Annotated in this window: 21 protein-coding genes and 1 tRNA gene; 4 read left to right on the top strand and 18 right to left on the bottom strand. The window is 72.1% G+C overall.

The annotated features are described in order from the left end of the window. The first annotated feature begins 40 nt into the window (after positions 1-40). A tRNA-Arg gene (locus tag TTY48_RS13640) sits at positions 41-117 on the top strand. A gap of 3 nt (positions 118-120) precedes the next feature. On the opposite strand, the gene TTY48_RS13635 is transcribed toward TTY48_RS13640, so the two are convergent. Genes TTY48_RS13635 through TTY48_RS13620 form a run of 4 tightly spaced genes read right to left on the bottom strand, consistent with a single transcriptional unit; the run spans position 121 to position 3899 of the window. Next, positions 121-1704 (bottom strand): VWA domain-containing protein, encoded by a 1584-nt coding sequence (locus tag TTY48_RS13635; RefSeq protein WP_220657998.1) that lies wholly within the window; start codon positions 1702-1704, stop codon positions 121-123. 31 nt (positions 1705-1735) lie between these two features. Further along, entirely contained in the window at positions 1736-1963 is a 228-nt protein-coding gene (locus TTY48_RS13630; RefSeq protein ID WP_220657997.1) for an antitoxin, read from the bottom strand. 9 nt (positions 1964-1972) lie between these two features. Beyond that, complete coding sequence (locus tag TTY48_RS13625) at positions 1973-3163, bottom strand: MBL fold metallo-hydrolase (RefSeq protein ID WP_220657996.1); 1191 nt, start codon at positions 3161-3163, stop codon at positions 1973-1975. A gap of 1 nt (position 3164) precedes the next feature. Then, on the bottom strand, positions 3165-3899 hold the full coding sequence (locus tag TTY48_RS13620) for an enoyl-CoA hydratase (protein ID WP_220657995.1): 735 nt from the start codon (positions 3897-3899) through the stop codon (positions 3165-3167). Between the two features lie 23 nt (positions 3900-3922). Between TTY48_RS13620 and TTY48_RS13615 the strand changes: the two genes are divergently transcribed. Beyond that, complete coding sequence (locus TTY48_RS13615) at positions 3923-5014, top strand: NAD(P)-binding domain-containing protein (protein ID WP_220657994.1); 1092 nt, start codon at positions 3923-3925, stop codon at positions 5012-5014. On the opposite strand, the gene eccB is transcribed toward TTY48_RS13615, so the two are convergent. Further along, on the bottom strand, positions 5004-6422 hold the full coding sequence (gene eccB, locus TTY48_RS13610; protein WP_220657993.1) for a type VII secretion protein EccB: 1419 nt from the start codon (positions 6420-6422) through the stop codon (positions 5004-5006). The genes TTY48_RS13615 and eccB overlap by 11 nt on opposite strands. A gap of 128 nt (positions 6423-6550) precedes the next feature. Here eccB and TTY48_RS13605 point away from each other — a divergent pair, with 128 nt between their 5' ends. After that, positions 6551-8044 (top strand): type VII secretion protein EccE, encoded by a 1494-nt coding sequence (locus TTY48_RS13605; protein ID WP_220657992.1) that lies wholly within the window; start codon positions 6551-6553, stop codon positions 8042-8044. A gap of 55 nt (positions 8045-8099) precedes the next feature. On the opposite strand, the gene TTY48_RS13600 is transcribed toward TTY48_RS13605, so the two are convergent. The 12 genes from TTY48_RS13600 to truA form a co-directional block, all read right to left on the bottom strand. Beyond that, the gene (locus TTY48_RS13600; RefSeq protein WP_220657991.1) at positions 8100-8399 is read right to left on the bottom strand and encodes a WXG100 family type VII secretion target; all 300 of its coding nucleotides are present in this window, start codon (positions 8397-8399) and stop codon (positions 8100-8102) included. 31 nt (positions 8400-8430) lie between these two features. Continuing rightward, positions 8431-8742, bottom strand: a complete 312-nt coding sequence (locus tag TTY48_RS13595) for a WXG100 family type VII secretion target (RefSeq protein WP_220657990.1) — start codon at positions 8740-8742, stop codon at positions 8431-8433. Positions 8743-8811: 69 nt separating this feature from the next. After that, positions 8812-9528 carry an ESX secretion-associated protein EspG gene (locus TTY48_RS13590; RefSeq protein ID WP_220657989.1) on the bottom strand — a complete coding sequence of 239 codons (717 nt, stop codon included), beginning with the start codon at positions 9526-9528 and terminating at the stop codon, positions 8812-8814. Further along, the gene (locus TTY48_RS13585) at positions 9525-10535 is read right to left on the bottom strand and encodes a PPE domain-containing protein (protein ID WP_220657988.1); all 1011 of its coding nucleotides are present in this window, start codon (positions 10533-10535) and stop codon (positions 9525-9527) included. Before TTY48_RS13585 ends, TTY48_RS13590 begins: the two co-directional genes overlap by 4 nt. A gap of 1 nt (position 10536) precedes the next feature. Beyond that, positions 10537-10848: a PE family protein gene (locus tag TTY48_RS13580; RefSeq protein ID WP_220657987.1), complete on the bottom strand. Its 312-nt coding sequence runs from the start codon at positions 10846-10848 to the stop codon at positions 10537-10539. A gap of 81 nt (positions 10849-10929) precedes the next feature. Beyond that, positions 10930-12294 (bottom strand): WXG100 family type VII secretion target, encoded by a 1365-nt coding sequence (locus tag TTY48_RS13575; RefSeq protein WP_220657986.1) that lies wholly within the window; start codon positions 12292-12294, stop codon positions 10930-10932. A 2-nt stretch (positions 12295-12296) separates the two neighbouring features. Beyond that, positions 12297-12602, bottom strand: coding sequence for a type VII secretion target (locus tag TTY48_RS13570; protein ID WP_220657985.1), 306 nt, complete (start codon positions 12600-12602; stop codon positions 12297-12299). Positions 12603-12630: 28 nt separating this feature from the next. Next, positions 12631-12966, bottom strand: coding sequence for a YbaB/EbfC family nucleoid-associated protein (locus TTY48_RS13565; protein WP_220657984.1), 336 nt, complete (start codon positions 12964-12966; stop codon positions 12631-12633). Between the two features lie 2 nt (positions 12967-12968). Beyond that, positions 12969-13268: a hypothetical protein gene (locus TTY48_RS13560; protein ID WP_220657983.1), complete on the bottom strand. Its 300-nt coding sequence runs from the start codon at positions 13266-13268 to the stop codon at positions 12969-12971. A gap of 94 nt (positions 13269-13362) precedes the next feature. Next, entirely contained in the window at positions 13363-14574 is a 1212-nt protein-coding gene (locus TTY48_RS13555) for a type VII secretion-associated protein (protein ID WP_220657982.1), read from the bottom strand. Positions 14575-14592: 18 nt separating this feature from the next. After that, a complete protein-coding gene (locus tag TTY48_RS13550) occupies positions 14593-15243 on the bottom strand; it encodes a DedA family protein (protein WP_220657981.1) in 651 nt (216 codons plus the stop codon). Between the two features lie 77 nt (positions 15244-15320). Next, a complete protein-coding gene (gene truA / locus TTY48_RS13545; protein ID WP_220657980.1) occupies positions 15321-16142 on the bottom strand; it encodes a tRNA pseudouridine(38-40) synthase TruA in 822 nt (273 codons plus the stop codon). A 179-nt stretch (positions 16143-16321) separates the two neighbouring features. Here truA and TTY48_RS13540 point away from each other — a divergent pair, with 179 nt between their 5' ends. Beyond that, positions 16322-16798 carry an SRPBCC domain-containing protein gene (locus TTY48_RS13540; protein WP_220657979.1) on the top strand — a complete coding sequence of 159 codons (477 nt, stop codon included), beginning with the start codon at positions 16322-16324 and terminating at the stop codon, positions 16796-16798. Between the two features lie 103 nt (positions 16799-16901). Here the strand turns inward: TTY48_RS13540 and rplQ are convergent, their stop codons facing one another. Beyond that, positions 16902-17597 (bottom strand): 50S ribosomal protein L17, encoded by a 696-nt coding sequence (gene rplQ, locus TTY48_RS13535; RefSeq protein ID WP_220657978.1) that lies wholly within the window; start codon positions 17595-17597, stop codon positions 16902-16904. Positions 17598-17616 lie beyond the last annotated feature (19 nt).

Raw genomic sequence — 17616 nt, 5'->3', positions numbered from 1 at the left:
TCCCTTCGATGGTTCGAGCAAAGCTAAACTGTGGCTGCACGCCCTCGTAGCTCAGTTGGATAGAGCGGATCTCTCCTAAAGATCAGGTCGCACGTTCGATTCGTGTCGGGGGCACCAGGCCTACTTGGCCCGCTTGGCCACCGCCGTCACGAAATCGGTGAGCATCTGCTCCTCGGAGTCGGCCTCCTGAGCGGTGCCGCCCGTGGCGTCCGCGATCCGCTTGAGCGCCCCGAGATCGGCGTCCTTGCTGATGCCCACGGTGTGGATGTTCACCGGCCGCGCGGGATCGACCAGCGCGCGCAGCCGCGACACCAGATCGTCGAGCGACATGCCGCCCGGCTTCTCGTCCGAACCGTCCGTGAGCAGGATCAGCGAGTTCGAGTACGCCGGGTCGAAGTTCTCCACCGCGCGCCGGTACGCGGCGAGGGTGGTGTCGTAGAGCGCCGTGGCACCGCCGACCTTGCCGGGCAGCCCGTTCACACCGTCCAGCAGTGCCTGACGCTGCGATTTGTCGCCGCGCCGGGTGTCCAGCGGCGCCGTGGGCACGACCTCGGTCCAGTCGGGGCGGGTCGCCGTGCCGATGGAGAAGGTCCACAGGCCGACGGCGTTGGCGTCGGGGATCTGGGTGACCACCTTGGTGAAGCCGGAGGCCAGCATGCCGATCCGGGTGGTGTTGCCCGCCGAGTCGTTCATCGACCCGGAGGTGTCGACCACCACGAGAGCCTTGAGCGGCACGGCCAGGGTGGCGAAGGACTGTTCGGCCTTGGTGAGCTCGTCGGTGTTCGGTTCGGGCAGCGCGGTCACCTTGCCGACGCCGGCGGGCGGCGCGGGGCTCAGATCCTTACCGCGCAGACCCTCCTCGCCGAGCGCGACGATGCCCGCCTCCGAACCGAAGGCCTTGGCGAGGGTGTCGGCACCCGTCTTCGCGTCGGTCGCGCGATCGCCGGACGCGGTGACCGTGAGCAGCAGATCGTCGCGCGGGGCGCCGGTCTTGGGCACCACCGCGGCTACCCCCGGCTCGTCCTTCTTGGCGGCGAGGTACGCGTACTCGGGGACGACCACGACGCCGCCCTGCGATTTCGCGGTCCGCACCGGATCGCCCGAGACGCGCTTGGCGGCCTGGGCGTACTGCGCGAGGGCGGCCGTGAGGGCCTGCCGGTTGGCGCCGGGTTGCTGAGCCTCGGAGACGCCCGCGGTGACGGGCGCCGAGGCGTAGGTGGAATCCGCGGGAACCGCGCGGATGGTGGCGGCCTGGAGTGCCTCCAGCCAGCTCGCCGGCTGAGGAACCGAGGCCCCGGCCAGCACGATCGGCGAGCTCGCCACCTCGGTGGCGGGCAGGTCGCGGCCCAGCTGGGCGGAGACCGCCGCGACCCGGGTGTGCGACGGCGCCAGCCACAGGTCGGGGGTCTCGCCGCCGCCCGTGAGGCTGCCCGCGACCTGTGCGTCGGGCACCTCACGGACGGTGTAGGTGGTGCATTTGTCGGCGACCGCCTTCGCCTCGGCACGGACGGCCGAGGCGAGGGCGGGGTCGGCCATCACCGTGTATTCGGACCGTTCGCCGCAGCTCGCGACCTTGCCGCCGAAGATGGCGACGAGACCGGCGACCAGCACTGCGACGAGTCCGATGCCGAGCGCGATCCGCAGGTAACTGCGGCCACGCGGAGTTGCCGCCGGCGCGGCGCCGGGGGCGTGATGACGACCCATGAGTCGATGACGCTACTTTCTCAATGAAGATCTACTGCTGGTCGGGCTTGGGCTGATCCGCCTGCGGATCGCGCGCCTCCTGCTCGACCTGGATCTCCTTGTCGTCGATGAACTTCTTGGCGGCATCCTGCGCCTTGTTCACCTGCTCGGAGAACTTGCCGCCGGTCTTGCTGTCGACGAAGTCACCCGCCTTGTCGATGATGCTCGGGTTCTTGCCCAGAGCGTCTTTGGCCTTGTTTGCGATGTCCTTGAAATCCATGGCCACAGGCTAGCCGACCTCGGTCCACCAGTCGCCACTGCTTCGCGTTCCCGAAGAATCTCCGCTGTGGTGATCTACCTGCGGGATCCTCCCCGCGGCCGCCGCGACACCGTCCACCCGGCCGCCCGGCTTCGGCACCACGGTGGTGATGCCCGCCTCCCGCGCCGCGACCAACAGTCGCTCCACGGGCTCGGACCAGTCGTGGAAGGCGAGGTTGAAGGTGGCCCAATGCACCGGCACCAGCGGCGCTTTCGGCTTCGCGATCATCTGATGGATCGCGACCGCCTCCTCGGGATTGGTGTGCACATCGGGCCACAGCGGGTCGTAGGCGCCGATCGGCAACAGCGTCAGATCGAAGGGACCGAAGTGGTCGCCCACCAGCTTGAACCGCTCGGTGAAGCCGGTATCGCCGCCGAAGAAAACGCTGTGCCCCTTGCCCTCGGCCCGCTGCCCGATCAGCGACCAGGAGGCCCACTGCGTGGAGTTGCGGGTGAGGCCGCGACCGGAGAAGTGCCGCGCCTCGGTGCACACCACCTTGAGCTCATCGGTGCCGCCGCGGCCGTCGTCCCGGCGGAGCGTGTGGCTCTGGTCCCAGTCGAGCTCGATGATCCGGTCCTCTGGGACGCCCCAGGCGCGCAGGTGTCCGCCCACGCCGATCGGCACGCAGAAGGGCACGTCGCGGTCGCGGGTGAGCTCGTCGATCGTGGGCAGGTCGAGGTGGTCGTAGTGATCGTGGCTGATGATCACCGCGTCGATCGGCGGCAGCGCACTGAGCGCCACGGGCACGGGATGCAGCCGGGCGGGTCCGATGGTGGGCGACGGGGACACCCGCTCGCCCCACACCGGATCGGCCAGGACACGGAAGCCGTCGATCTCGATCAGTACCGAGGAGTGGCCGTACCAGGTGACGGCCAGGTCGGCGGCGTCCACGGGACTCAGCGGCGCGACCAATGGGATGGGGCGCGACGGCCGGCCCTGGCCGTGGCGGGCGCGGCCGACCACGCCGCGCAGGATCTTCCCGGCGTCGAACCGCTCGTGCGGGCTGTCGGGATCGGAGTTGGTGTACACGGTGTCGGCCTGCGCACCCATCGAGCGCTTGAGGCCGCGGCCCGCGCGCAGCAGGTACACGCCGGTGGCGCCGAGCAGGCCGCCGCCCACCGTGCCCGCGGCCAGCGCGGCGGAACTCCGCCGGCGCGGCATGTCAGCGCCCCGAGAAGCGCGGCTCGCGCTTCTCGAATCGGGCCGTGAGCGCCTCGCGCAGATCCTCGGAGTCCCAGACGGCGTGCAGCCGGGCCTCGTCGTCCTCGGTGAGCGGTTCGCGGGCGACGTCGTTCTTGAACAGCGCCTTGTAGTTCTGCAGCGACAGCGGCGCCAGCCGGGTGATGCCGCGCGCGTATTCGAGGGCCGCCTCGCGGTCGCCGATGCGGTTGGCGAAGCCGAGCTGGGCGAGCTGCTCGGCGCCCAACTTCTCGGCGGCCATGAGCACGCTGCGGGCGTGGCCGCCGCCCACCAGGTCGACCAGTCGGCGCAGGGTCCACTTGTCGATGGTGACGCCGAGCTTGGCGGCGGGGATGGCGATGGTGGCGCTCGGGTCGAGCACGCGCAGATCGGCGACCATGGCCAGCTGCACGCCGGCGCCCACCGCCGGACCGTTCACGGCGGCGATCACGATCTGCTTCATGTCTTCGATCCGCTGGTACAGCCGGATGACCCGTGCCATGAAGTTCTTGTCGAGCACGGCGCCCGAGCGCAGGTCCGCTCCCGCGGAGAACACCGTGCCCTGCCCGGTGAGCACGATCACGAACGCCCCGTCTTCCTCCGCCCGGTCGATCGCGGCCTCGAAAGCCTCGATGAGCTCGGGGTTCAGTGCGTTCCGTGCCTCCGGGCGCTGGAACTCGATGACGGCGACCCGGTCCTCCAACGTGTATCCGATCATGGCCCGCAATCTACGCTACGGGGGTGAAGGATGTCGTTGTGGTCGGTGCTGGCCAGGCCGGTCTCTCGGCCGCCTACTTCCTCCCGAGGTTCGGGATCGACGATTTCGAGGTTCTCGATCACAACGCGGGTCCCGGTGGTGCGTGGCGGCAGCGGTGGCCCTCGCTCACGCTCAGGGCGGCGAACCACGTGCACGACCTGCCGGGCTGGGGTTTGCATGACGCGTTGGGCAACCAGTGCGACGACATTCCCGCCGCAACGGGCGTCGCCGAATACTTCGGCGAATACGAGAAGCGGTTCGCGCTGCCTGTCCGCCGGCCCGCTCACGTCGCCTCGATCACCCGCACCGGCGACGCCGAGGCCCCGTTCCTGGTGTCGGGGACGGTGGACGGTGCGCCGTACGCCGAGCAGGCTCGCGCGGTGATCAACTGCACGGGCACGTGGGACCGGCCATTCTGGCCCACGGTGCCGGGCGCCGCCACGTTCGCGGGGCGGCAACTGCACGCGCACGACTATCGGACCGCCGAGCCCTTCGCAGGGAAGACGGTGGCGGTGGTGGGCGCGGGCATCACCGCGGTGCAGTTGCTGCTGGAGATCGCGCAGGTGGCGAATACGGCGTGGTTCACGCGCCGCGAGGTGCAGTGGGACGAGAGCCCCTTCGATCCGGAGAAGGGCCGCCGCGCGGTGGCCCGGGTGGACGAGCGGGTGCGGGCGGGCCTGCCGCCCGGCTCGGTGGTGTCGGTGACGGGGCTGCCGGTGAACGAGTCGATCCGGCGGGGCATCGCCGACGGGGTCCTGGTGCGGCGCCCCATGTTCGCCTCCCTGACCCCCGACGGTCCGCTGCTGGCCGACGGTTCGCTGGTGCCCGCCGACGTGATCCTGTGGTGCACCGGCTTCCGGTACTCGATGGATCACCTGGCGCCGCTGAATCTGCGTGCACCGGGCGGCGGCATCGTGATGACGGGCCGCCTGGCCACCGAGGTGGCCGGGGAGCCGCGGCTGCATCTGCTGGGCTACGGTCCCTCGGCGTCGACCATCGGCGCGAACCGGGCGGGCCGCGAGGCGGCGAAGGCGGTCGCGGAGGCGATCGGCATTCGGGCGCCGGTCACCGACTGACGGTGATGCTCTTCCCGTCCCGAGTCATGGCAGCGGCCTTCGGATCGAGGTCCGGCCCCTCGGGCAGTGCCGACAGCACCGACCACGCGACCGGCCGCGCCTTGTGCATCAGCCCCAGCGTCTGGGCCACCTCGGCGTTCGGGATGCCGTAGCGGACACCGGAATCGGAGACGTAGAACAGGCCGTCCCGGCGATCGCCACCCGGCTGCGCCGCGAGCACGTACTCGCCGGTGCCCGGCGGTACGTACGCGAGATCCAGATCGTCGCCGGCACCGTCGGCCCCGGCCAGCGTGACGGGCGTGCCCGGTGTGGGTGCCGCACCGAAGGTCCGCAGTTCGACGGTGCCGCCGCCCTTCCCGTCGGCCCCGGCGGCGACGCAGGCGACCGGCGCGTCCTTGACCGTGCGCAGCTCGGGCCGCGCATCGGGCAGATCACGGACGGGCACCGACCGCACCGTCTTCGCGGCGGCGACGGTGGCAGCGGGCACGGTCGCGATCGATGTGGCGGTGGTATCGCCCGCGCGGATCAGATCGGCCGCCCAGCGCCCGATCGGCTGCACGCCGTCGGCGAGCACCACGTACAGCCTGTCCCGATCGGCGTCGGCCACCTTCACCACATCGCCCACCGCCGCGTCCGGGATCGCGGCGGATCGCTGCCCGCGGCCGGCGATCTGCGGGACCGCCAGCGGATCGGTCTCCGCGAAGGCGTTGAGCAGGGCTGCGCTGACCGCCCGCGGCCGCGCACCGTCGAGCCCGGCGACCCGCCGGACCGCGGCATCGCCGAGGTCCACTGGCGCCCGCACACCGCCGAACAGCAGGTAGTTCGTGCCCTCTCGGGAGACGAGGACCGCACCCGAGTCCGCGGCACCGGTGGCCGCCGTAGTCACCAACGTGTCGAGGGTGTCGCGCGCTGCGGGCTTGTCCGCGGCGGCGGCCGTGGTCCGGTCGCACAGCAGCCACGGTGTGGCCCCGTCCTTCCACGCCGACGCCGGGCCGAGGATCTGTGCGGGGCCACCCACGATCCCCACCTCGGGACCGCGGCGGAAGCTCTGCAGCCGCTTGTCCTTGACCTGGGCGGGTTGGGCCGCCTCCCCCACCGCGAGCCGCGCCGAGGCCAGACCGGTGACCGGGTACAGCACATCGTCTCCCCGCACGTACAGGGCACCGGACTCCTTGGCCAGCACGATCTTCGAATCGCCCACCGCGCCCTGCGGCCGGATCAGGGCGAGCACGCCGCAGCCGCCGGTGATCACCAGAGCCAGGATGAGGCCCGCGATGAGCGACCGCGATTGCGAGGCCATCGGGTCCGAGATCATCCGTGGGTCGCGCCGCAGAAGCGCATGGTCCATTCGGCGCAGCACGAAGCGGTAGCCGCTCACCTGCGCGCGCGTGGTCAATTGACGTCGCATCGATTCGCCCCTCCCCCAAGGCGCACCGCGTCCGCTTTCCCCAAAGCAGACGCCGTTCCTCGCAGAATACGGTACTTTGCCACCAGGGCAGCGCGTTTCGGGGGAGACGGCTGGATCGGGGGAAGAAAATGGAACAGACCACGGGATTCACGCGCTCCGTGACCGGAGCGGTGCCCGCAGCGCTGGCCGCGCCCACCCGCTGGGAGCGGCACCGATGGCCCGCCGCCGGGGCGATCCTGCTCGCGGAGGCCTCGGCGGCGGTGGCCGGCCTGGGTACCGCCGCGGCAGGTGGGCCGCATTGGGCCGCGGGCCTCGCCGCGCTCACGGTGGGCGGTGCCGCCCTCACGCGGCGCCGCGGCACCTCGGCCGCGGAGTGGGCCACGGGCCGCCTGCGCCGGCCTGCCCGATCCACCCACGCCACTGCCGCGGCGCCCTATCCGGGCGGCGGGGACATCGGCATTCGGCACGAGAACGGCCTGATCACAGCGGTTCTTCGGCCCACGATGGACGTTCCGCGGATCGTCGCCGTGCGCGGCCGGGACGATCCGTCGCTCCCGCTGGACGTGCTCGCCCGGGTGCTGCGCCACGCCGATACCCCGGCCGCACGGATCGACGTGCTGCTCGCCGGGGGCCGCGCACCGTCGGGGCCGATCGCGCCGCGCACGCGTTATCAGATGCTGCTCGGACCGATCGCCCGCTGGGCGGTGAGCGATCTGCGGATCGCCGTCTCGATCGATCCCACGGCGTGCGCACCGGCCATCGCCCGCCGTCGCGGCGATGCTGCCGCCACCGCAGCGCTGGCCGCCCGTCGGGTCGCGGACGCACTTGCCGCGGAGGGCATCCCGACGCTCCCGGTGGGCTCGGCCGAACTGGCCTCGATCGTCATCGAGTCGCCGGAGGATGCAGTGCACGCCGATCCCGACGCGCTCGCCGCGGGCGATCTCGACCATCTGCTGGGCCGGGCCGATCCCTTCGGCACCGCCGTCATCACCGTGCGCCCCGGCGATGTCCGGCGCGCGGGTGGCATTCCCGATGTCCGCGTCGAGGCGCGGCTGTATTCGAGCGGCCTGGTGCCGGGCGACGGTGACCGGAACGCGCACGCGGTCAGCGGAACCGAGCCCGCACTGCGGACGCTGCACGTCCCCCTCGCGGGGTGCGGCCAGATGCTGGGCGCCGACACCACGGGCGGCCCCGTCTCCACACGGCTGCACGGCCCCGGCGTCCGCACGGTGTGGGCCTCGGTGGCCGACGATCCGGCCCGGCAACTCGTGGAACGCGCGGTGGCCACCGGCGCGCGCGTGCTCATCGTGACCGGCCGGCCCGCGCTCTGGGAGCCCCTGGTCGGTTGGGTCGATTCCCCGGAGGCGCTGTGGATCTCCGGGTGGCGCTACCCGCCGCACCTGGCGCACCTGAGTCCCGCCGACTACACGGTGACGGTGCTCGACGGGACCGCCTCCGGGCTCGCCCCGGGCTCCGTGGAGCCCACGGGCACCGTGTGGCGGATCGAGGGCCTGGGAATTTCGCCGGTGATGGAGGCCGATGTGGTGCTGAGCCAGCCGCAGCCGGGCATGCTCACGGTGCGCACCACCGGCGGCGCGGCGACGGTGCGCCTGGTCGCCTGATCGGGGACACGAAAAGGGCCCGGCGACATGGTCGCCGGGCCCCTTCGCTGTGCGATCAGCCCTGCCAGTCCTTGGCGGCCCGCTGATTGGTGGCCTGCATGTTGTCCACCGCGTTGCCCGCCGCCGTCTGCACGGCCTTGAGCAGGTTGTTGATGTCCTCGAAGCTGCTGTTCCACTTCGTCTGGACCGCCTGGTAGGCCGTGGCCGATTCCTCGTCCTGCCAGGCGTTGTCGAACTTGTTCTGCTCGGTGCGGATCGCATCCGCCTGCTGCAGCAGCGTGCCGTACTTGGCGTTGATGTCGTCGAGCCCACTGCGGATCGACGCGTAGTCGTACTTGATGAAGTCGTCGCTCATTGGTTCTCCCCCTTCGATTCCTGGTTGTCGATCACATGTTCAAGGTGGCGCCGCCGACCGACTGCAGGTCGGCCTCGCTCTGCGCCTCGGTGGTGCCGTAGCTGGTGGTGTTGCCCGCCAGCAGCGAGCTGATCTCGTTGATCGCGTTGTTCAGCTTGGTGCTGCTCTCGTCCCACCGCGTCATCACGGTGCGGAAGGCGATCTGGGCGGTGCCCGCCCAGGCGCTCTGCGTCATCTCGACGTCGGTGCGCAGCTGGCTCAGGACGGCGTTCATCTGCGTACCCAGATCCTCGAGCGAGCTCGCACCGGCCTTCATCGCGGCCAGTTCAGCTGATGTCCCCATAGTTCCTTCTCCTCCCGCCGGCTGGGCCGGCATCGTCGAGCTGCGCCCAGGTGGCGCAGCCGTCCCCCGCTACGGCATCCAGCCGCCCCCGGGAAGTTCTTCGCAGGCGCGTCGCAGCGCCCTGCCGATGCGGTGGGCGGTGCCCTCCGCGATGGCGATCCAGCCCTCGCCCGGACCGTCGGTCGCCGTGAGTGCGACGATCCGGCCGGCCGGGCCGTCGATCACCGCCACCACCACTGCGATGCGCCGATCCCGCTCGTGGAAGGTGAATTCCACGCTGCGGCTCGACCGGGCGAAGGTGCGGCCGATCAGGCGTGCCGCCTCGGATTCGACGCCGATCCGGCGCAGTTCGGCCGCGATCTCGCCCGCGTCGCCGCCGCAGGCGAGGGCCGTACGCCCCGCCGCGGCCGGGAACGATGCGGCCACCGCCGGATCCGCTGCCGGCGCGGTGCCGATCAGCGGTTCGACGAGCCGCGCCAGCGTGCCGACCGAGCCGTCGCAATACGGCAGGTCGACGTCCGCGGTTCCCGCGGCGCGCACCACCCGCGCGGTGAGCTCACCGGCACGGGCCAGACACAGCTTCGAATCGAGATCGCCGGTGGCACGGCCCTCCTGCCGGACCTCCGGCACGGCGAGCACACGCAGTGCGGTGAGCTCGTCGTCGGACAGGTCGGTCTCGGGCCCGGGTGGCGCCGCCTCGATCCGCGGATCGGGCGGCGACCACAGGACCGGCGGAACCTCGGTGCCGAACCGGGATCGGAGGGCGGACACGGTATGGACGCTCACATGGCCTCCTCGACGAGCTCGTCGCCCTGGCCGCCGAGCACCCCGGGCGCGGTGTGCACCACGAAGGCCTCGGGCAGGTCGTCGTCCGATTCCGAGGGCACGGCGCCCGACGGGTGCGACTGAGCGCGATGACTCGCCGCGGCAGCGGCGCCGGCGCCCATCATCCCCGCGGGCATCATCGGGAAGCCCCGGCCCGTACCGCCGTTCGACGTGGTGGCCGCCGCGGGCCGGGTGGTGCTCCCGCCCTGATCGCGCTGCGGTGTGGTGGCCGCGTAACCTCCCAGCGGTGCGGCCGGGACCCCCGCGCTCACCGCGCCGGCGCCACCGCCCTTGCCCGCACCGGTGGACTTGCCCGTGTTCTTCTCCCGCGAACGGTCGGTGGTGGCCAGCTTCGGCGCCGTGGTGAACTGCCACGACTTGCTCAGCGGCTCGGCCGCCTTCTCGAAACCGACCATCACCGCGGCCGCGGTGCCGTGCGCCTGCTGCTCCACCCGTTCGGAATCGGCTGCGGCACCGGCCAGCGCGGCCACCGCGGGATCGGCGCCGCCGGCCGCGGCTGCGGCCTGCGCGTTCTCCCGGTCGCTGCGGAGGCGTTCGGCGTCGGCCACCGAGGGCATGGCCCGCGAGGCCGTCTCGTACGCCGCGGCCTGGCCTGCGAGCTTGGCCGCGTATTCCGCGAGCTCGGCGGCGTGCTTGGCCAACCAGCGGGCGTAATCCGGCAGTGGGCCGGTGCGCCGACGGGCACCGGTGCTGTCCGCCGCCGTGCGTCGCTCGGTCTCGACCGCGCCGTCGAGCTGCACGATGATGCGATCGAGCGCGACCGCGGCGGCGCCGTACGCGGAGGCGAGGCGCGCCGTCTCCTGCGCCGCGGTGGAGAGCGGACGCGCACCGGCGCCGCCGAGGAGATCCTCGGCGAGGCGTTCCGTGGGGCGTGAGTACCAGTCGACACCGGTGAAGCCCGGCGGCTGCGGGGCCTGCGGCGGCTGTGGGGCCTGCGGAGCGGGCACGTCAGATCTCCAGGCGCACCGTGGCTGCGAGTTCGGTGTCCTTCTGCTGCACCGTGTTCGCGTGCTTGTTCAGAGCCTCGCCGAGGGTGCGCAGGTCGTTCACCGCCGTCTCACCGAGGCGCCGCTGCGCGACGCCGATCTCGGAGGTGGTGCGCGCCACCGCGACCGACACCTCGTCGCGGCCGGTCGCGGCGGGTTCCGCGTGGGCGGCGAACCGCTCCTGCGCGCCACGCAGATCCTCGACGATCCTGTCGACCCCGCGCGCGATCTCGCGCACCTCCTGCAGATCCATGCTCAGCATGCCGTCACTCATGGTTCCTCAACTCCCCCCGAAGTCGTTCCTAGTCATTAGACGCACCGGGTGCCGGTGCGGTTCCGTCGGATCGGCGCACCGCTACAGGCGCAGTTCCACATCCGGCAGCTCATCGAATCCCGCGGACTCCGCATCCCCCACCACCTGCGGGCCGACCAGCGGGAGGTCGCCCACAACCTGCTCGCCGTTGTGCCCCGTCACGAGGTAGTCCGGCACGTTGTGGTCGGAGCCCTGGGTGGGCCGGGCGCCCGCCGCGGCCATCGGCATCATGCCGCCGCCGAGGCCGCCGCGGGTGACGACATCGCCGGCCGGGACCGTGCGTGCCCCGGCCTCCACGACCGGGGTGCGCGGCGCGGAGGCCTGCGGGCTCGCCGGGGAGAGCGCGGCATTGACCGCACTCGCCCCACCGAAGCCGCCGACGGCGCCGCCACCGCCACCGGACGCGCCGCCCGTCCCGGCGCCGCCGAGGCCACCCGCGGGATAGGTGCCGGTGGGCGTGGTGTCGGTACCGGTCGTGCCGAGGCCCGTCTCGTCCTTGCCCGCCTGGTTCTCTGCCATACCGCCGATCGCCTCGGCCGCCGAGCTCGCCAGACCCGTGGCGGTCTGCACCGCGCCGCTCACCGTGTCGGTCGCCAGCTTGCCGACCGCCGAGACCGCGCCCGTCGCGGCGGAGACCACGGCCGGGATCACGGTGCTCGCGACCTCCGCAGCCGCGGTCGCCGCGGCGGCCGGGGGCTGCGTGACCGGAACCTTCCGGCCCGCCGCGCCCACCTGAGCGGAGAGGCCGGACAACTGCCCCTTCACCCGGGACACCACGGCCAGAGCATGATCCGTGTGTTCCTGCGCCGCGGTCACCGCGGCGACCTGCCCGGGCGGCAGCCACAGGGACGGCCCCAGGGCCGCGATCACCGACATGAAGGAATCGATGATCGCCTGCAGTTCGGCCTCGCCCTGCCCCACCACGGCGGCCGCCTCGCCCACCGCGGTGGACAGCTCGGCCCCCTGTTCGGCCACCATGCCCGTGCCCGCCGCGGCCTGCATGCCCTTCCCGGTCGCGGCCGTCGCGGCCGGGCCCTGCCACACCTGGCTGAGCGAGCTGATCGCCTGCATCCCCGCGCTCATCCCCTGCTCCAACGCCTTGGAGGCACCGTCGAGCGCCTTCGAGGGGTCGAGACCGGAGAAGCTGCCGGAACCGAAGGTGGACAACAGGTCCGTCATCGGTTTGACCAGGCCGGCCACGTCGAATCCCGGGACCTGCGGCGCCTCCGGGACGCCCTTCGGCGCCTGTGGCAGCTCCTGCTGCGGCGGATTCTCCGGTGGCACCGGCACCGGTGGCAGCCCGAGCGCGGCGAGCACGTCGTTGACCGGGCGGTCCAGCAACGCACGGATCGCCGGATCGAGCTCGACACCCGGCGCCGTGGGGCCGGGTGTCACGGGTTCGGCCATCGCTACACCGCGGCGGACATCAGTCCGGCGGCGCCTGCGGCCTCGGTCGCCGTGTAGGCGGCCACCGTGGCGGTGGAAGAGGCGGCGATACCGGCGTAGACCGTCGCGAGCTCCGCGACCGACGTGGTGTAGCTGGTCTGCGCCGCGGTGAAGGCGGCCAGGAAGTCCTGGCCGATCAGGCCCAGGGCCGGATTGAGCGCCGCCACATTGGCTGCGGCGTTCACCGAACCCGCGGTCGCGACGGTGACCCCGACTCCCGCGTTCGCCGCACCGAATGCGGCGATCGCCGAATTGATGGCCATGAACATGGCATTCCCCCTCGAATCGATTGATCGTCTAGAAGTTGGACGCGCCGACGCGCGGTTCGGATCCCGGTTCGTCGAAATCGGTGTGGAAGCGCTCCATCACCGCGCCCCGCCGGGCCGCGACCTCCCGGGCCGCGACGGCGCAGGTGTCCACGATCCGACGGCCGAGGACCGCACCGCTGGAGCGCAGCGCCGACTCGGTGAGCGTGAGCCCGACGAGTGCGCAGACACCGTCGAGCTCCACTCGGACGGCGCCGTCAGGACTGGAGACCGTGACCCGGACGGCGTCGAGTTCGTCTCGCGCCGTGCGCATCACGCCCAGCTGATGCCGGACCCGGGCCTCGATCCGATCCATTTCCGCAGTCATGGTCAGCCCCTCCGCAGCCAGCTGCCGACATCGTCGTCCGGTTCCGCGGCCGGTGCTCGCGCCGGCGGTTCCGGGAGGCGCAGGGCCCGCAGCACGGGCTCGGCGACGCCCTCCCGTTCCAGCTGGGCGCGCCGCTGCAGTCCCGCGGACGTGGCCGCCTCGGCGCACAGGCGCACGATGGCATTGGCGAGTTCCTGCGGCTCCCGGCGCATTTCACCGGCCTCGATGGTGATGTTCAGCGGTGTGCCCTGATCGTTGGCGCGCACCCGCAGACCACCGTTGGTCGACGTGGCGATACTCATGAATCTCCCCCTGTCCGTGTCTCCCCCAAGACCCGAAGCTCCTTCACCGTAAACCCCGACGCGGCTTCGCGCGCGCCGAATCGGGCTAATCCCATCAATCCGGCCGCACCGATCCCACCGCCCGCTCGCAGGCACCGGCCAGCGGGGCGGCGGTGCGACCCGCCTCGCAACCCACGCTGAGCTGGGCATCCCCGGCAACCACCACGTACCAGTCCACCACCCGGTCCGCCGCGAGGCGCTCGCGGTAGCCGATCACATCGCGGCCCGCGACGGACCCCGCCGGGTCCAGATCGGAGATGCGATGGTCGCCGCGCCGGTCCAGCTCCGACTTCAGTTCCGCGGCCACCGCGGCCTGATCGGTGGACGCGCGCAGACGGGTGCGCACCACCGTGACCCGGCGGCCGTCGCCGGCCTGGGCGATACGCCGCCCCGGCGCGGGCTCGGTGATGTCCCACCCGCGCGGCAGGTCGACGACGGTGCCGTCGAAGGCCACCTGCACGAAGGACTCCGGCGGCGGTGCCGGGCGTTCGGGGGCGCCCGCGCCGCCGGTGCTCGGCAGGCAGGCGATCGCCGCGGCCGCGACGCCGGTCACGCCGGCCGCGGCCACCACGGCCCGTCGGACACCGCGCCGCCGTGGCTGATCGGCGCTGGGCCACGCCTCGAACTCGGACTCGGCCTCGGACTCGGCCTCGGGCGCGGCGGGCCGCGCCAGCGCGGGAAGAAGGTCGCCCGGATCGACCCGCACCACGCGCCAGAGTTTCTGCGCGGCGAGCTCCTCCCGCACCGCGGCCTCCACGTCGGGCGGACCGTCGATCAGGGCCTGGTCGATCCGGTCGTCGAAGACGGCCCGCGCAGCGGCCGCGGGATCGGGATGCGAGGCGGCGGCCACCGGCAGCCAGCTGCCGTCGACGAGGTCGAGCACGTGCGCCTGCGCCACCGGGCCACGACATTCCAGGACCAGCGCTCGGCGGCAGTACAGCAGGCCGCCGCCGCGGACCAGCGCCTCGGCGCGGGACACGACTGTGGCATCGACACCGAGCGCGGCGGCACCCGCGGCGACGATGCCGCGGCGTGGCGCCCCGAAGACGGTGGGCGCGAGGATCGTCCACGCGCGCACCGGCGGCCCGCCCGACACGGCCTCGGAGAGCCACGCCGCCCACCGGCGGGTGGCCTCGGCCGGCGCGACGAAATCCTCCACGTCGCCCGGGGCCGCGACGGTGCGCACGGCACCGTCGGGCCCACAGATGTACCAGTCGTCCCCCGCGCAGTCGATGACGATGCGCTCCGGGTCCCCCAACCCGATCATGCGACGCAGCGTAGCGCGCTAGCCCTCCGCGTGGGCGGCTTCGACACGTTCGCCCGCCGCCTCCGCGCGGCGGCGGGCCCGGCGACGGGTGATCACGGTGATGGCGATGGGCACGATGATGGTGATCGCCGAGCCGATGAACAGCACCTCGAGGTTGTCGCGGAGCAGCGGGATGCCGCCCAGGAAGTAGCCGAGCAGCACGATCCCGTCGCACCACAGCAGCGAGCCGATCACCGAGAACAGCGTGAACTTGCGGTGATCCATCCGCGAGAAACCCGCGAGCACCGGGACCAGGGTGCGCACGATGCCGATGAACCGGGCGAACAGCACGGTGAACGGCCCGTATTTGTCGAAGAACTCGTAGGTCTTGTCCACGGGCCCCTGGCCGATGAAGTTCATCACCCGGCCGCGCATCACCTTCGGTCCGGCGTACCTGCCGATCGCGTACCCGCACTGATCGCCGATGATCGCGGCGAGCGGCAGGAACACCAGCAGTTGCCACAGCTGCGCGAAGGGCTGCGGCTGCGCGGCGAAGATGCCCGCGGTGAACAGGATCGAGTCGCCCGGGAAGATGAAGCCCACCAGCAGGCCGGTCTCGATGAAGATCAGCACGATCAGACCGATCAGGCCCGCGGACCCGAGGAAGCCGGTGACGTCGAAGGGGTTCACGTCACCCGAGTATTCAGGGGCCCGGCTACGGGATCGTGAACTGCGGGAGAACGTCGTCTGCCCGCCGAGGAGATGCGTCAGTCGCCGCAGCAGCCGGCGGAGGGGCCGTCCACCTCGCGCCGCTCCCGAGTGATCAGGTTCCGCTCCGCGAGCTCGTGATCGGCGGGGTAGTCCACCCGCACCAGAGTCAGGCCGCAGGCGGCGGCCACGTTGATCGCGCTGGACCGCTCGCGCTCGTCGAGCAGCCCGGCGACCCACTCCACAGACCGTCTCCCCTCCCCGACGGCCGCGACGGCACCCACCAGGGACCGCACCATCGACCAGCAGAAGGCGTCGGCGGAGACCTCGGCGGTGCACACCCCGTCGGCGTCCCGGCGCCACGCGAAGCGCTGCAGCTCGCGCACCGTGGTCGCGCCCTCGCGGCGACGGCAGAAGGCCGCGAAATCGTGCAGGCCGAGCAGGGCATCGGAGGCGGCCTGCATCCGATCGAGATCGACGGGGCGCCGCCACGGCGCGGTATCGCGGGCCCGCAACGGATTCGCGCCGTACACGGCATCGGTGAGGCGGTACTCGTAGTGCCGGCGCAGCGCCGAGAACCGGGCGTCGAAGGCCTCCGGCGCCTCCGCGATCGCGGTGACCCGCACATCCTCCGGCAGCAACCGCGCCAGCCGGCGCACCAGGCCGTCGGGCAGCGCCACATCGGTATCGAGATGCGCGACCTGCCCGGTGGCGTGCACCCCCGCGTCCGTCCGGCCCGCAACGGTGAGCTGCACCTCGGTGCGCAGGATCGTGCGAAAGGACTCTTCCAGGACACCGCACACGGTGCGCCGCTCCGGCTGGCGGGCCCAGCCGCTGAAGTCGGTTCCGTCGTAGGCGATGTCGAGGCGATAACGAGTCATGACCGCAGCGATGCTACCCGCACCAGCTCGGGCCGCCTATCCGGTGGACGCACCGTCGGCTCCCGCTGCCGCGCGTGCCATCCGCGGCCGGTAATCGGCCGCGGATGAGGCGGGCGGAGGGGAGAATCACCTGCCCGGAATCGGTGCGGCTCCGTGCCCTTCTGCGTAGCGTCGCGATCATGAGCGAAGCCACCTCCCAGACCGTCACCGTGATCGTCGAGGGCGTGCCGCCCGAGGCGCTGTTCGCCGCACTCGCGCGGCCCGCGGCGCACGTGGCGGCCGACGGCTCCGGCATGCTCCGCGGGCTGTCGGAGGGCACGCCCGCGGTGATCACCGCCGCCGGCCAGACCTTCGGCATGGAGATGAGCGACGAGCAGGGCCGCCCCTATTCGGTGGACAACCACGTCTCCGCGTTCGAGCCGGGCCGCCGCATCGCCTGGCTCCCCGCGGGCCGCGGGCGCAGCCCGATCGGCGTCGAATGGTCGTGGGAGTTCACCCCGCAGGGCGATGGCACCCGGATCGACGTGACCTGCGACTGGTCCCGCGTCACCAGCGAGGCCTACCTCGCCAGGTTCACCCTGCCGCGGGTCTCCGCGGAGAAGGTGCGCGCCACCGTCGATGCCATGACGGCGCTCGCCGCCGACGAGCCGCGCTGACAAGCCCCATCGGACGGCCCCGCCCCGGCCCGGCCCGGCCCGGCCCGGAAACGACGAAACCCGCCGGACCTTGCGGCCCGGCGGGTTTCGTGGTGTTGCTGACTTACTCCGAGTCGGCGTCGGTCTGCTGCGACTTCGGCAGCGAGTAACCGGCGGCCTCGGCGGCGGCGTCGTCGGCGAACCAGATCTCGGCCACGGTCGAGTCGAAGAACCGGGTGCCCGGCTTGTGGTAGAGCTTCGAATCGGCGTTGCCCTTGATCGGGAAGCCCTCGGGCGCCTCGTTCGGGTCCTCCAGCGGCGCATGCGCACCGGCGGGGAGATCCGAATCCGACTTCGCGGGAGCGTCGTCGGCCTTGATGTCGTCGGCCTCGACGGCAGCGGCCTTGGCCGCGGCCTGCGAAGCGGCGACGCGAGTCGAGCGCGACGCCTCGGTGGCGGCGAGCTGCTCGGTCACGATCTCGATGACGGCCATGGGGGCGTTGTCGCCCTTGCGGTTCTCCGTCTTGATGATCCGGGTGTAGCCGCCCTGACGGTCGGCGACGGCCGGAGCGATCTCCGCGAACAGCACGTGCACGACGTCCTTGTTGCGGATCTCCTTCATGACCTCGCGGCGGTTGGCCAGCTTGCCGTGCTTGGCATGGCTGATCAGCTTCTCCGCGTAGGGACGCAGGCGCTTGGCGCGGGACTCGGTGGTCTCGATGCGGCCGTGCTCGAAGAGCGCGGTCGCGAGGTTCGCCAGAATGTGCTTCTGGTGCGAGGCCGAGCCGCCCATGCGGGCGCCCTTTGTGGGCCTAGGCATTGTTTCTCCTGTGGGGGTT

This window comes from Tsukamurella sp. TY48 (assembly GCF_019656655.1).
GTDB lineage: Bacteria > Actinomycetota > Actinomycetes > Mycobacteriales > Mycobacteriaceae > Tsukamurella > Tsukamurella strandjordii.
The sequence above is the reverse complement of the archived record's forward strand: the minus strand, read 5'-3'. Positions and strand labels throughout refer to the sequence as shown.

What these genes read in the sequence shown, in the direction of transcription:
- truA (WP_220657980.1), bottom strand. Translation starts at nt 16,142, where the DNA reads ATGACTCGTTATCGCCTCGACATCGCCTACGACGGAACCGACTTCAGC.
- TTY48_RS13625 (WP_220657996.1), bottom strand. Translation starts at nt 3,163, where the DNA reads ATGCCGCGCCGGCGGAGTTCCGCCGCGCTGGCCGCGGGCACGGTGGGC.
- TTY48_RS13575 (WP_220657986.1), bottom strand. Translation starts at nt 12,294, where the DNA reads ATGGCCGAACCCGTGACACCCGGCCCCACGGCGCCGGGTGTCGAGCTC.
- TTY48_RS13555 (WP_220657982.1), bottom strand. Translation starts at nt 14,574, where the DNA reads ATGATCGGGTTGGGGGACCCGGAGCGCATCGTCATCGACTGCGCGGGG.
- TTY48_RS13635 (WP_220657998.1), bottom strand. Translation starts at nt 1,704, where the DNA reads ATGGGTCGTCATCACGCCCCCGGCGCCGCGCCGGCGGCAACTCCGCGT.
- TTY48_RS13565 (WP_220657984.1), bottom strand. Translation starts at nt 12,966, where the DNA reads ATGACTGCGGAAATGGATCGGATCGAGGCCCGGGTCCGGCATCAGCTG.
- TTY48_RS13560 (WP_220657983.1), bottom strand. Translation starts at nt 13,268, where the DNA reads ATGAGTATCGCCACGTCGACCAACGGTGGTCTGCGGGTGCGCGCCAAC.
- TTY48_RS13630 (WP_220657997.1), bottom strand. Translation starts at nt 1,963, where the DNA reads ATGGATTTCAAGGACATCGCAAACAAGGCCAAAGACGCTCTGGGCAAG.
- TTY48_RS13595 (WP_220657990.1), bottom strand. Translation starts at nt 8,742, where the DNA reads ATGGGGACATCAGCTGAACTGGCCGCGATGAAGGCCGGTGCGAGCTCG.
- eccB (WP_220657993.1), bottom strand. Translation starts at nt 6,422, where the DNA reads ATGCGACGTCAATTGACCACGCGCGCGCAGGTGAGCGGCTACCGCTTC.
- rplQ (WP_220657978.1), bottom strand. Translation starts at nt 17,597, where the DNA reads ATGCCTAGGCCCACAAAGGGCGCCCGCATGGGCGGCTCGGCCTCGCAC.
- TTY48_RS13605 (WP_220657992.1), top strand. Translation starts at nt 6,551, where the DNA reads ATGGAACAGACCACGGGATTCACGCGCTCCGTGACCGGAGCGGTGCCC.
- TTY48_RS13570 (WP_220657985.1), bottom strand. Translation starts at nt 12,602, where the DNA reads ATGTTCATGGCCATCAATTCGGCGATCGCCGCATTCGGTGCGGCGAAC.
- TTY48_RS13540 (WP_220657979.1), top strand. Translation starts at nt 16,322, where the DNA reads ATGAGCGAAGCCACCTCCCAGACCGTCACCGTGATCGTCGAGGGCGTG.
- TTY48_RS13600 (WP_220657991.1), bottom strand. Translation starts at nt 8,399, where the DNA reads ATGAGCGACGACTTCATCAAGTACGACTACGCGTCGATCCGCAGTGGG.
- TTY48_RS13620 (WP_220657995.1), bottom strand. Translation starts at nt 3,899, where the DNA reads ATGATCGGATACACGTTGGAGGACCGGGTCGCCGTCATCGAGTTCCAG.
- TTY48_RS13580 (WP_220657987.1), bottom strand. Translation starts at nt 10,848, where the DNA reads ATGAGTGACGGCATGCTGAGCATGGATCTGCAGGAGGTGCGCGAGATC.